The sequence below is a fragment of the Agrobacterium tumefaciens genome (genome assembly GCA_025559845.1).
In the GTDB taxonomy this organism is placed as follows: Bacteria; Pseudomonadota; Alphaproteobacteria; order Rhizobiales; family Rhizobiaceae; genus Agrobacterium.
The window spans coordinates 504,996-517,076 of sequence record CP048470.1 but is presented as its reverse complement, the minus strand read 5'-3'; the positions used below and the strand labels follow the sequence as shown (position 1 = coordinate 517,076).

General features: G+C 56.7%; 11 protein-coding genes. 3 read left to right on the top strand and 8 right to left on the bottom strand.

Annotation, left to right across the window (positions count from 1 at the left end):
* The first annotated feature begins 25 nt into the window (after positions 1 to 25).
* The 3 genes from FY156_18860 (at position 26) to FY156_18850 (ending at position 3,074) form a co-directional block, all read left to right on the top strand.
* Complete coding sequence (locus FY156_18860) at positions 26 to 817, top strand: DeoR/GlpR transcriptional regulator (GenBank protein ID UXS03618.1); 792 nt, start codon at positions 26 to 28, stop codon at positions 815 to 817.
* Positions 818 to 1,211: 394 nt separating this feature from the next.
* The gene (locus FY156_18855; GenBank protein ID UXS03617.1) at positions 1,212 to 1,901 is read left to right on the top strand and encodes a hydrolase; all 690 of its coding nucleotides are present in this window, start codon (positions 1,212 to 1,214) and stop codon (positions 1,899 to 1,901) included.
* A 186-nt stretch (positions 1,902 to 2,087) separates the two neighbouring features.
* Positions 2,088 to 3,074, top strand: coding sequence for an alpha/beta hydrolase (locus FY156_18850; GenBank protein UXS03616.1), 987 nt, complete (start codon positions 2,088 to 2,090; stop codon positions 3,072 to 3,074).
* Between the two features lie 48 nt (positions 3,075 to 3,122).
* Here FY156_18850 and panB read toward each other — a convergent pair whose 3' ends face one another.
* The 8 genes from panB to FY156_18810 form a co-directional block, all read right to left on the bottom strand.
* Positions 3,123 to 3,944 carry a 3-methyl-2-oxobutanoate hydroxymethyltransferase gene (gene panB / locus FY156_18845; protein UXS03615.1) on the bottom strand — a complete coding sequence of 274 codons (822 nt, stop codon included), beginning with the start codon at positions 3,942 to 3,944 and terminating at the stop codon, positions 3,123 to 3,125.
* Positions 3,944 to 4,819: a pantoate--beta-alanine ligase gene (locus tag FY156_18840; GenBank protein UXS03614.1), complete on the bottom strand. Its 876-nt coding sequence runs from the start codon at positions 4,817 to 4,819 to the stop codon at positions 3,944 to 3,946. The genes panB and FY156_18840 overlap by 1 nt, the downstream gene beginning before the upstream one ends.
* 113 nt (positions 4,820 to 4,932) lie before the next feature.
* Positions 4,933 to 5,715, bottom strand: a complete 783-nt coding sequence (locus FY156_18835; protein UXS03613.1) for an enoyl-CoA hydratase — start codon at positions 5,713 to 5,715, stop codon at positions 4,933 to 4,935.
* Positions 5,705 to 6,631 (bottom strand): hydroxymethylglutaryl-CoA lyase, encoded by a 927-nt coding sequence (locus FY156_18830; protein UXS03612.1) that lies wholly within the window; start codon positions 6,629 to 6,631, stop codon positions 5,705 to 5,707. Before FY156_18830 ends, FY156_18835 begins: the two co-directional genes overlap by 11 nt.
* A 1-nt stretch (position 6,632) precedes the next feature.
* Positions 6,633 to 8,618 carry an acetyl/propionyl/methylcrotonyl-CoA carboxylase subunit alpha gene (locus tag FY156_18825; protein ID UXS03611.1) on the bottom strand — a complete coding sequence of 662 codons (1,986 nt, stop codon included), beginning with the start codon at positions 8,616 to 8,618 and terminating at the stop codon, positions 6,633 to 6,635.
* Between the two features lie 7 nt (positions 8,619 to 8,625).
* Positions 8,626 to 10,227, bottom strand: a complete 1,602-nt coding sequence (locus tag FY156_18820; GenBank protein ID UXS03610.1) for a methylcrotonoyl-CoA carboxylase — start codon at positions 10,225 to 10,227, stop codon at positions 8,626 to 8,628.
* Positions 10,228 to 10,235: 8 nt separating this feature from the next.
* Entirely contained in the window at positions 10,236 to 11,408 is a 1,173-nt protein-coding gene (locus FY156_18815) for an isovaleryl-CoA dehydrogenase (GenBank protein ID UXS03609.1), read from the bottom strand.
* A gap of 80 nt (positions 11,409 to 11,488) precedes the next feature.
* Positions 11,489 to 11,962 (bottom strand): Lrp/AsnC family transcriptional regulator, encoded by a 474-nt coding sequence (locus FY156_18810; GenBank protein UXS03608.1) that lies wholly within the window; start codon positions 11,960 to 11,962, stop codon positions 11,489 to 11,491.
* Positions 11,963 to 12,081: the final 119 nt, after the last annotated feature.

Genomic DNA, 12,081 nt, shown 5'->3' with positions numbered 1-12,081 from the left:
TATAAGTGACATTAATGGGAGTTTTATGACAAGAGATGACATGCCAGAGAATAGCGAGCTGACGCCGCGCCAGACCGAGATATTGCAACTGGTGGGGGAGCATGGATATGCAACGCTGGAGACCCTTTCTCAGCGCTTCGATGTTTCCGTACAATCGATAAGGCGAGACATAATCCAACTCGACAAGCTCCGTTTGTTGCAACGCTTTCACGGCGGAGCGGGGCCTATGGATTCGACCGTTCGTCTTGGATATGCCGAAAAGACGATGCGGGCAGCGGCTGCCAAGGAGAGAATAGGACGTTCGGCCGCAAACTTGGTGCCTGATGGCGCAGCAATCTTCCTGGACGTCGGTACCACCGTAGAAGCCGTCGCCAGAGCTCTCAAGGAACGCGCTATCCGTTTGCATGTCTTTACCAACAGTCTTGCTTGCGCGATGCTTCTGACCGGGGAACCCGACCTGCACCTTCATGTCTTTGGTGGCTCTTCGCGCGGCGCTGACGGTTCACTTGTCGGCGCTAGAACATTGGCTGAGATCGAAACAATCCACTTCGATTTCGCATTCATCGGTTTTTCCGGCTTTGCGACGGATGGCACGATCCTCGACTACGATCTTGAAAAGATCGCAATCAAGCAGGCGGCAATGCGGCGTTCGGTCCAGTCAGTTCTGGTTGGTGATCATTCGAAGTTTGCTCGCAAGGCAATCGCGACAGTGGGGAGCCCCCGCGATTTCTCCCATCTTGTCACCGATCTTGCGCCTCCGGATTTTCTCCTGTCTTCTTTCGCCAAAGCAAAGCTCGAAGTCGTCGAAGCAGGTTGATGGATCTGACCTGCAAAACGGCACTGTAGCGTCTGGCAACCACGTCAGGCGTTTTTCATCGTTGCTGTTACGATTCCCGGCTGTGATGCGGGCACTGCGTTCAACCGGTGTGACTAATCGTCAAAGTAAATGACTTGGAAGCAAGACCTTCCGCGATAAGTGAGCGATGATCCGTTTCGGTTGCACGTTGCAGTCTCTGCCCTGTTAATTGTTTCAATAATCGCAATTCATTCGCAATTATTATTGCAATTCTGTGCCGCGTTCGGTTGGGCTAGTTATAGCTCCAACAGAGACGCGACGGACACACCGGACAATACCAGAGCTACACCGGTCACGCCCAAGCGACGACGTTTCAACCCAGCCGCCTTTGGCCATCATTTTACGGAGAACCACCATGTCGAAGCTTGAAGTCCTGACCCCCGCCAACAGCCAGCTCATCTTCATCGACCAGCAGCCGCAGATGGCTTTCGGCGTCCAGTCGATCGACCGCCAGACGCTGAAGAACAACGTCGTCGGCCTCGCCAAGGCTGCCAGGATCTTCAACATCCCGACCACCATCACCACGGTCGAAACCGAAAGCTTCTCCGGCAACACCTTTCCGGAACTGCTGGCAGTGTTTCCGGAAAACGACATTCTCGAGCGCACCTCGATGAACTCCTGGGATGACCAGAATGTCCGTGATGCGCTGGCCAGGAACGCCGCCAACGGTCGCAAGAAGATCGTGGTTTCCGGCCTCTGGACGGAAGTGTGCAACACGACCTTCGCGCTTTCGGCGCTGCATGATGTTGCCGATTACGAGATCTACATGGTGGCTGATGCCTCCGGCGGCACGTCGCTCGATGCGCATAAATACGCGATGGACCGCATGGTCCAGGCCGGTGTGATCCCGGTAACCTGGCAGCAGGTTCTTCTGGAATGGCAGCGCGACTGGGCCCGCAAGGAAACCTACGATGCGGTGACGTCGCTGGTGAAGGAACATTCGGGCGCTTACGGCATGGGCATCGATTATGCCGTCACCCACGTCCATGGCGGTGCAGAACGCGTCAAGCACGGCAAGCGCATCGGACCAAACCCTGCCAAGTAAGGCAGATCTGGATTTTTCGGCAGGGTGCGGCGAACCGCCCGCACCCTGCCAGCCGCATCGTTCATTTCATAATCGGCAATTCAATCGAAATCAGTGTTGCAATTGTTGGTCGCGATGACGCGCGTTACCTTCCTTCCATCGAAACACGGACGCGGCCGGTAAGCAGCAATCGTCCAGGAGCAGACCATGACCGGATTTCCCCTCTTCAATCGCCGCAGCGCCCTGATCCTCGGCGGAACACTCGCGGCGGCCGCCGCATTTCCAACACGGCCGATCATGGCGGCAACGGCCACAGCAACCACCTCGAACATCAATTCCGCGAACGGAGACAAGACAATGAGCACGATCACCACCAAGGACGGCGTAGAGATTTTCTATAAGGACTGGGGTCCGAAGGATGCCCAACCGATCATGTTTCACCACGGCTGGCCGCTGTCTTCGGACGACTGGGACGCCCAGATGCTGTTCTTCCTGTCGAAGGGATACCGGGTTGTTGCCCATGACCGGCGTGGCCATGGCCGCTCTGCCCAGGTGGCGGACGGTCACGACATGGACCATTACGCTGCCGACGCCTTTGCTGTTGTCGAGGCGCTCGATCTGAAGAACGTCGTGCATATCGGTCACTCGACCGGTGGCGGTGAGGTTGCCCGGTATGTGGCCAAGCATGGCGAGCCTGCCGGTCGTGTTGCCAAGGCCATTCTGGTTTCGGCCGTTCCGCCGCTGATGCTGAAGACGCCAGAAAATCCAGAGGGTTTGCCGATCGAGGTGTTTGACGGGTTCCGCTCAGCCCTTGCGGCCAACCGGGCGCAGTTCTTCCGCGACGTTCCGGCCGGTCCGTTCTACGGCTTCAACCGTGATGGCGCGACGGTTCAGGAAGGGGTGATCCAGAACTGGTGGCGTCAGGGTATGATGGGTGGTGCCAAGGCACATTACGATGGCATCAAGGCCTTCTCCGAGACCGACCAGACCGAAGACCTGAAGTCGATCAGCGTTGCGACCCTGGTGCTGCATGGTGAAGACGACCAGATCGTGCCGATCGTCGCTTCCGCCCACAAGGCGGTCAAGCTTCTGAAAAACGGTACCCTGAAAACCTATCCAGGCTTCTCGCACGGTATGCTCACCGTCAACGCAGACACGCTCAACGAGGATATCCTCGCTTTCATCAAAGCGTGATATGAGCCATGGCCGTAGCAGGAAACTGCTGCGGCTATTTTTGCTATGCTATTTTCTGATCTGAAACGTGTGCTCTACTGCGGGGAAAAGTCCCTCGCGTACCTCGGCCGCATAAGCTTCCGCCGCAGTTGAGACAAGTGGGCCAAGATCGGCGAAACGTTTGACGAATTTCGGTTTGAAGTCAGCAAACAATCCAAGCATGTCGTCCGAGACCAGAACCTGACCGTCGCAGGCCGGCGAGGCGCCAATACCAATTGTCGGTGCTGACACGCTTGCCGCTATTTCACGGGCAAGGGGCTCCACCGTTCCTTCCACGACGATTGCAAAGGCTCCGGCGCGGTCAACGGCAATGGCGTCGCGCCGGATCTTCTCGGCTTCCTCATCTGTGTGTCCAAGGGACCGGAAGCCGCCGGCTGTGTTGACCGATTGGGGCATCAGCCCAACATGACCGAAAACGGGAACGCCGCGTGCAACAAGGAAAGCAATCGTTTCTGCCATCTCCTCGCCGCCCTCGAGTTTTACACCGTCGCAGCCCGTTTCCTGCATCAGGCGTACGGCACTGCGAAACGCCTGTTCTTTTGATTCCTGATAGCTACCAAAAGGAAGATCAACGATAACGCAGGCATGCTCAACCCCGCGCATGACGGCTCGGCCATGCGCTACCATCATATCCATCGTGACGCCAACCGTCGTATCCATGCCGTAAAGTACCATGCCAAGGGAATCGCCTACTAGCAAAAGGTCACAATGGGGATCGAGCAGCCGGGTGATCGGTGTCGTATAGGCCGTCAGGCAGACAATACGCGCATTGCCTTTCATCTTTCGGATGGAGGCTGTGGTCAGCCTCTTCTGCTTGCCTTGTGCACTCATCAGGCAGCCTTTCCATTGGTGGACTTGTCTGCCCCGATTACCCTGTTGTCGAGAAGGCGTGTAGCGCCAATCCGCACGAAGAGTGCAACGAGAACAGGACCAGATTGCAGAGATGTCAGTGGCGTGAGAGTGAAGGGATCGCAGACGGCGACGACTTCGGGTGTCGCCAACGGTTCGTCTGCAATGAAGCGCGTGATCGCAGCTTCGAATGCAACCGGGTCGTCACATCCAGACTGATAAAGTCGCTCGGCTTCATTGAGCGCTCGAGGCACGATGACAGCTGCTCTTCGCTGGTCACTGCTCAGGTAGACATTGCGGGACGAGCAGGCCAGGCCATCGCTCTCACGCACCGTGGGCACGGCAACAACACGAACCGGTTGGGCGAGATCCTCAACCATACGCTTGATCAAGGTCACCTGCTGGTAGTCTTTCTCTCCGAAATAAGCGGCGTCTGGCTGAACCAGATTGAACAGCTTCGTCACCACAGTCGAAACGCCCGCAAAGTGCCCAGGGCGGACGGCTCCTTCCAGTTGGCTGCCAAGTTCGGGAACATCCACCACCGTCTGCATGGGGCGTGGATACATCTCGCTGACATCGGGAGCGAACAGAATGTCGACACCGGCAGCCTCGAGCATTGAGCTGTCACGGTCGAGATCGCGAGGGTAACGTGCCAGATCCTCGTTGGCACCAAATTGCAGCGGATTGACAAAGATGGAGACCACCGTCGCGTCGTTTTCCGCCTGGGCATGAGCAACCAGCGTCATATGACCAATATGAAGAAAACCCATCGTCGGAACAAAACCGACTTTTTTACCGTCACGCCGGAGTACGGCGATATGTTCGCGCAGTTCACCAACGGTTTTGACCAGACGCATGTTTGTCCCTCCCTGTTCCGCCAGCATGTCCCGGCGAAAGGCAGCGGATAGAACGCGATTTGCCGAAGGGCGTCAACGCGTGTACGGGGATAATATCGATTAAGCAGAAGCCGTCATATCTTGGGTGATTTGAGCCACTGCGGTTTTCTTTTTTCGGCAAAAGCTGACCTGCCTTCGATCGCATCCGCGCTTTTGCTGATGGCGGCGATTGTCCGCTCCGCAAAAGCGAACCGCTCGTCGGTCGCCATGTCGCGCAGCTGCGACATTGCCCGTTTGCCTGCAGAAAGCGCCTCCGGTGAATTTTGTCGCAACAGAGTGAGTGCGTCCTCAACAGCGTCATCAAGGTCTCTGAGGGAAACACAGTCGTTGATCAAACCGCATTCCCTGGCCTCGGTCGCGCTGATTGGCTGCCCCAGATAAGCCATCTCCTGAAGTCGCCGAAGTGGTATTCTTTCCAGAAGTTTGGCCGCCACCATCACCGGAAAGAGCCCCACACGCACCTCAGGTAACCCAAATTCTGCATGGTCGGCTGCGTAGGCGAGGTCGCAGGCGGCAACAATGCCGATACCGCCCGCCAAAACATTACCGCCAATGCGTACGATGACGACTTTGTCGCAGTTTTCTATGGCACGGATGACGTCTGCTATCGGGTTCGTGCCGGATTGCGTGAGGAACATCCCACCTGCATTTTCCTTGAGATCGGCCCCGGAGCAGAAGCTCCATTCGCCACTGGCTGTTATTACAACGGCGCGCAATGAATTGTCGCCAGACGCCTGATTGATTGCGTTCGCCAAAGCCTCGGTCATCGCTACATTCAGGGCGTTGTGAACCTGTGGCCGGTTCAACGTCAGCCAGAGAACGTCGCCGCGGTTATCTACCAGCAATTCATCCGCCATCGGTGTCTCCTCGAATACCTGCCGCGAGCAGCGCTTTTCCCGCCTTGGCGGCATTTGCCCGTCCTAGGTTGCGGCTGATCCAGTCCCCGGTTTTTGCGATCGTCATCAGATCGACGCCTGTTTCGATGCCGAGGCCCTGTAGCAGGTAGAGAAGATCTTCAGTCGCAACGTTTCCGCTTGCGCCAGGTGCAAATGGGCAACCACCGAGGCCAGCGACAGAGGCATCAAAGACCGAGATTCCTTCCTCAAGCGATGCCAACACATTCGCCAGTCCCTGACCGTAGGTGTCGTGGAAATGCATCGCGAGTTTGTCGCGCGCAGCGTAGGTCGCCACCCGGTCTATGATCGTTCGGATCTGGCCTGCCGTACCCACGCCAATCGTGTCACCGAGCGATATTTCGTTACATCCCATGGCCAGAAGTGCATCAGTCATCGCCACGACATTCTCGGGTGGCACAGCGCCATCATATGGGCAGCCAGCGATGCAGGATACGTAGCCTCGTATTTTGAAGTTCCACTTGTGCGCCGTCTCCACGACTTCACGCAATCGGATCAGGCTTTCAGCGCGAGAGCAGGCGATGTTGTGCTGGCTGAAACCTTCAGACGCGGACACGAAAACAGCAATCTCCTGAACTCCAGCTTCGATCGCCGCCACAAGGCCTTTCATGTTGGCAACAAGCGCCGGGTAGGCGACACCGGGGCGCGGTCTCAGCCCATGATAGACATCACGGCTATCTGCCATTTGGGGAACCAATCTGGGTGAAACGAATGCCCCCGCTTCCACGACGGTCAATCCTGCCGCCGCAAGACGTTCTATCAACTCTATCTTCACAGAGGCTGGGACCAATGCGGGTTCGTTTTGCAGCCCATCACGCGGACCGACCTCGACGATTTTGACTGCGGCTGGCCATCCCATCTCACGTGGCCTCCGGTTCGAAGTCCAACAACACCTTGCCCGCTTCGACCATGTCGCCTTCAGCACAGTTGAATGCGGTTACCCTGCCGTTTGACGGTGCACGAATGGTATGCTCCATCTTCATTGCTTCCATAACGACAAGAGCTTCGCCGGCCTTGACTTTGGCACCCTTCTTTCCAAAAACCGAGCGAACAAGGCCGGGCATCGGTGCCTCCAGCCCACCTGATGGTTGACTGGTGGTCTCGTCGTCGGCCAGTTCGCATTCGCAGACCCGAAAGTGCCTGCCCCTGATGAAGAGATCATGGGTATGATCGCCTGAGAAAAAATAGGCGCTTTCTTGCCGGTCGCCGATCGTAGCTCTTAACAATCCGTCCTCGGTGAGACGGCCGGAGATCATGACCTTCTTCCCACCAATATCCAGAAGCAGAGTGTCGGCACCATGCGTGACGGCTAACATCAACTCCTGTCCATCCACCTTGAAGTGCAGCGTTTGGCGAGCGGGCGCATTCATGCGAAAGGCAGTTGGGACGTTCCATGGGCTGTAAGGATCTGTTTCTGAACCAACGCGCTTGGTGCGGACTAGAAGAAGGCCGAGTGCCGCAGTCGCGAGTTCGGATTGCGTCGGCTCTTCCAAAGAGAAGAGTGCACCTTCATTGCGGGTTATGAAACCTGTATCGAGTTTGGCGTTCTCGAAGGCTTCCAGGCTAACAATTTTCGCAAGGAACGCGGCATTGTTGGTGACGCCTGCGACAGCCAGTTTCTCGAGGGCAAGGCGCATCCGATTGACGGCGGAGGGACGGTCTGTGTCCCAAACGATCAGTTTTGCGATCATCGGGTCATAATGCACTGAAATGATGTCGCCTGCCTCAATGCCGCTGTCGATCCGGAGATGAGGGCTTTGATCTGGGAAGATGAGGTGGCTGACCGTACCCGTCGACGGAAGGAATTCATGGCTCGGATCTTCGGCGTAAATGCGGGCCTCGATTGCGTGACCCTTGATCCGTAGTTCAGTCCATTCATCCGGCAACGCCTGTCCATCGGCGACGCGAATTTGCCATTCGACCAGATCAAGGCCGGTGATGAATTCCGTAACCGGATGCTCGACCTGGAGCCGGGTATTCATTTCCATGAAATAGAAATCGCCGGAGCTATCGAGAAGAAACTCTATCGTGCCAGCGCCTCGGTAATCTATGGCGCGTGCCGCTGCGATGGCAGCAGCGTACATTCGTGTGCGCAGGCTATCAGAAAGACCCGGGGCTGGCGCCTCTTCGATGACTTTCTGATGCCGCCGCTGGATCGAACAATCACGCTCAAACAATGAAACGCAATTGCCATGTGCGTCGGCGAAAATCTGCACCTCCACATGCCGCGGTCGGCTCAGATATTTCTCGATCAGCATACGATCGTCGCCGAACGCGGCGAGCGCTTCACGTTTTGCCCCAGCAAGCTCCGCGGCAAACTCTTTCCGCTTCTTGGCGACACGCATACCCTTGCCACCGCCACCTGCGGAGGCTTTGATCAATACCGGGTAGCCGATGCCATCAGCTTCTGCTTGGAGGGTTTCGGGGCCCTGTTCGTCTCCGTGATAGCCCGGAACAACAGGAACACCCGCCTTTGCCATAAGTGCCTTGGCTTCACTTTTACCGCCCATAGCGACTATGGCGGCGGCCGGTGGACCTATGAAGACTAACCCGGCCTCGGTACAGGCCGCCGCGAAGCCGGCATTCTCAGAAAGAAAACCGTAGCCGGGATGAATAGCCTGCGCGCCGCTCTTTTGTGCGACTTCAATAATTTTAGCGCCATCGAGATAGGATGAGCGGGCAGGCGCGGGGCCAATCTCGAAGGCTTCATCGGCCATTGTCACGTGCATGGCATTGCGATCAACCTCGGAGTAGACCGCGACTGTTGTGATACCCATCTTTCGGGCGGTTCGGATGATCCGGCAGGCGATCTCGCCACGATTGGCAATCAGTATTTTGGAAAACATGACGACCTCACATCCTGAACGTGCCGAAGGAAGTGGGTTCGATCGGCGCATTCAACGCTGCTGAAAGCCCGAGCCCTAAAACCAGGCGCGTGTCTTTCGGGTCGATGATGCCGTCGTCCCAAAGGCGTGCACTGGCGTAATAGGGATGTCCCTCACGTTCGTATTTTTCCCGGATCGGCTGCTTAAACGCGTCTTCGCCCTCTGTTGACCAGTGGCGGCCATCTGCTTCGATGCCATCACGGCGCACCTGTGCCAACACTGATGCTGCCTGTTCTCCGCCCATCACCGAAATGCGCGCGTTCGGCCACATCCACAAAAAGCGCGGGGAGTAGGCTCTGCCGCACATCCCGTAGTTACCAGCGCCGAAAGAGCCGCCTATAATGACAGTGAATTTGGGAACACGCGCGCAGGCAACGGCGGTGACAAGTTTTGCCCCGTCTTTTGCAATGCCACCAGCTTCGTAGGCGCGGCCGACCATAAAACCCGTGATGTTCTGCAGAAAGACGAGCGGTATGCCGCGCTGGCAACACAGTTCTATAAAGTGCGCGCCTTTGAGTGCTGATTCAGAAAACAGGATGCCGTTATTGGCGATGATGCCGACCGGATAGCCGTGAATATGCGCAAAGCCGCAAACCAGAGTTGTCCCATACAACGCCTTGAATTCATCGAATTCTGAGCCATCCACCAGCCGGGCGATAACTTCGCGAACCTCGAATGGCTTGCGTGTATCGGCCGGAACGATGCCGTAAAGCTCGTCTGGTGGAAATAGTGGCTCGGTTGGAGGTCGGATTTCGAGTTGGTTTTTTTTGCTGCGATTGAGGCCCGCGACGATCTGGCGGGTGATGGCCAGGGCGTGCCTGTCGTCACGCGCGTAGTAGTCCGTAACGCCGGACTGGCGTGAGTGCACGTCCGCGCCACCCAATTCTTCAGCGGTGACGACTTCGCCGGTGGCCGCCTTTACCAGAGGTGGTCCCCCGAGGAAAATCGTACCCTGATTTTTGACAATGACGGATTGGTCGCTCATGGCAGGGACATAAGCGCCACCCGCCGTACAACTTCCCATCACGACGGCGATCTGGGCAATTCCCTGGGCCGACATGGTCGCCTGGTTGAAAAAAATCCGGCCAAAATGATCGCGATCCGGAAAGACTTCATCCTGGTTGGGGAGGTTTGCTCCGCCAGAATCCACCAGGTAGATACAGGGAAGCCGGTTTTCGCGGGCAATCTCCTGGGCTCGAAGATGCTTCTTGACCGTCAAGGGATAGTAGGTCCCACCTTTGACCGTCGCGTCATTGGCAACAACCATGCATTCACGACCGGAAATGCGCCCGATGCCTGTGATGATCCCGGCTGCGGGGACGGGCTCATCATAGACGGCGTGCGCGGCAAATTGCGACAACTCCAGAAAGGGGCTGCCCGGATCGAGAAGGGCATCGATGCGGTCACGGACCAGAAGTTTGCCGCGCCCCAGGTGTTTCACGCGCGATTTCTCGCCACCTCCCTGCGATATCTGCTGCACATGATGTTGCAGGTCATGGACAAGAGAGGACATGAAGCTGGTGTTGTCGGCAAACGAGGGGTCTCGTAACAGGCTGGATGAAAGCTTCATGGTTCGCCTCACATATTGCCTTTGACAAGTTCACGTCCGATCAGCATCCGCCTGATTTCACTGGTGCCAGCGCCGATTTCGTAAAGCTTCGCATCCCGTAGGAGGCGCCCGGCTGGACTTTCATTGACATAGCCCGCCCCTCCAAGCAGTTGGATGGTGTCGAGTGCGACTTGCGTTGCCCGTTCAGCGGCAAACAGGATGGCGCCTGCCGCATCCTGCCGCGTGATGCGGCCGCTGTCGCAGGCTTTTGCAACAGCGTAAACATAGCTCCGCGAGGCGTTCATCGCCGTGTAGATGTCGGCAATTTTTCCCTGCACAAGCTGGAATTCACCGATTGGTTTGCCAAACTGTTGGCGTTCGCGGCTGTAGGGCAGGACCAGATCGATGGCCGCCTGCATAATGCCGACGGGACCTGCGGCAAGCACTGCCCGCTCGTAATCAAGGCCACTCATCAACACCGTTACGCCGTCGTTGAGTTTGCCGAGGACATTGTCTTGCGGCACCTCGCAATCTTCGAAAACCAGTTCCGAGGTCGGAGAGCCGCGCATGCCAAGCTTGTCGAGCTTCTGCGCAGGTCGAAAGCCGGGAAACTCCTTCTCAATCAGGAAAGCGGTAATGCCGCGTGGGCCAGCCGACACATCCGTCTTGGCATAGACCACCAGCGTATCGGCCTCGTGCCCGTTGGTAATCCACATTTTGGAGCCGTTCAGGACATAATGATCGCCTTTTCGCTCTGCCTTCAGCCGCATCGAAACAACGTCCGACCCGGCTTCCGTTTCGCTCATGGCGAGCGAACCGACATGCTCACCGGAGATCAGTTTTGGAAGATAACGCCGTTTCTGTTCGTCCCGTCCCCAGCGATGAATCTGGTTGATGCAAAGGTTGGAATGGGCACCATAGGATAGACCGATCGCAGCGGAAGCGCGGCTGATCTCCTCCATCGCCACGCAATGGGCCAGATAACCCATATTTGCACCGCCATATTCTTCAAAGGCGGTGATGCCGTGCAGCCCTAAGCGGCCCATCTCTGGCCAGAGTTGACGCGGAAACTTATCTTCCCGATCAATCGCGTCGGCATGGGGAGCAATCCTGTCATCGGCAAAAGCCCGGACACTTTCGCGCAGGGCAGCGATTTCCGGCGCAAGGTCGGCATCGAAAATGGCGGCGAGGTTCGAGCTCATCGCGTGTGTTCCTCCTCCGGCGGCTCTTCCTCACCGCCCTCTTGTGAACTGCCAGTACCTCCTCCGCACCGGCACTCCCTTTATGCGTCGTCGCCCCCTGTAAATGCAGCCGAGCGGCGCACGAATGTCTTAATGGCAAAATTGGACTGGATACGAGAGACACCGGGAACGGTTGTCAGAAAATCCAGAAGCTGCTGGTAATGTGGCAGATCTCGCACCATCGCATGAATGAGATAGTCGGAACTTCCGCTTGTCTGATAGCCGCCCACGACTTCCGGAATAGAGGCGACATGATGTTCGAAGGTGGTCAGTGCTTCCTTGATCTGCCGTTCGAGTGTCACCGAAATGAAGACGCCCATGTTGCCGAGCAGACGGTTCTCATCGAATACAGCCGTATATCCGCGAATGATGCCCTCTTCTTCCAGCTTTCGAACGCGACGCAAGGTCGGTGTAAAGGAAAGGCCGATGCGCGATGCAAGATCACGCCAGCTTATACGGCCGTCGTCGCCAAGCACATGCAAAATCTTCTGGTCGAAACTGTCGAGCTCAATCATGGATCATTTGCTCTATGATATCGGGCATTGTTGGATCAAAGATATCGCGAAGTGCAAAACTGTCAATCAAAATAGCTTTGAAATGAATTCGAGATAGTGATAGCGTTCACTATCCGTAG

Bases quoted from the DNA above. Each gene is read 5' to 3' on its own strand.
- FY156_18860 (UXS03618.1), top strand. From the start codon at position 26: ATGACAAGAGATGACATGCCAGAGAATAGCGAGCTGACGCCGCGCCAG.
- FY156_18855 (UXS03617.1), top strand. From the start codon at position 1,212: ATGTCGAAGCTTGAAGTCCTGACCCCCGCCAACAGCCAGCTCATCTTC.
- FY156_18850 (UXS03616.1), top strand. From the start codon at position 2,088: ATGACCGGATTTCCCCTCTTCAATCGCCGCAGCGCCCTGATCCTCGGC.
- panB (UXS03615.1), bottom strand. From the start codon at position 3,944: ATGAGTGCACAAGGCAAGCAGAAGAGGCTGACCACAGCCTCCATCCGA.
- FY156_18840 (UXS03614.1), bottom strand. From the start codon at position 4,819: ATGCGTCTGGTCAAAACCGTTGGTGAACTGCGCGAACATATCGCCGTA.
- FY156_18835 (UXS03613.1), bottom strand. From the start codon at position 5,715: ATGGCGGATGAATTGCTGGTAGATAACCGCGGCGACGTTCTCTGGCTG.
- FY156_18830 (UXS03612.1), bottom strand. From the start codon at position 6,631: ATGGGATGGCCAGCCGCAGTCAAAATCGTCGAGGTCGGTCCGCGTGAT.
- FY156_18825 (UXS03611.1), bottom strand. From the start codon at position 8,618: ATGTTTTCCAAAATACTGATTGCCAATCGTGGCGAGATCGCCTGCCGG.
- FY156_18820 (UXS03610.1), bottom strand. From the start codon at position 10,227: ATGAAGCTTTCATCCAGCCTGTTACGAGACCCCTCGTTTGCCGACAAC.
- FY156_18815 (UXS03609.1), bottom strand. From the start codon at position 11,408: ATGAGCTCGAACCTCGCCGCCATTTTCGATGCCGACCTTGCGCCGGAA.
- FY156_18810 (UXS03608.1), bottom strand. From the start codon at position 11,962: ATGATTGAGCTCGACAGTTTCGACCAGAAGATTTTGCATGTGCTTGGC.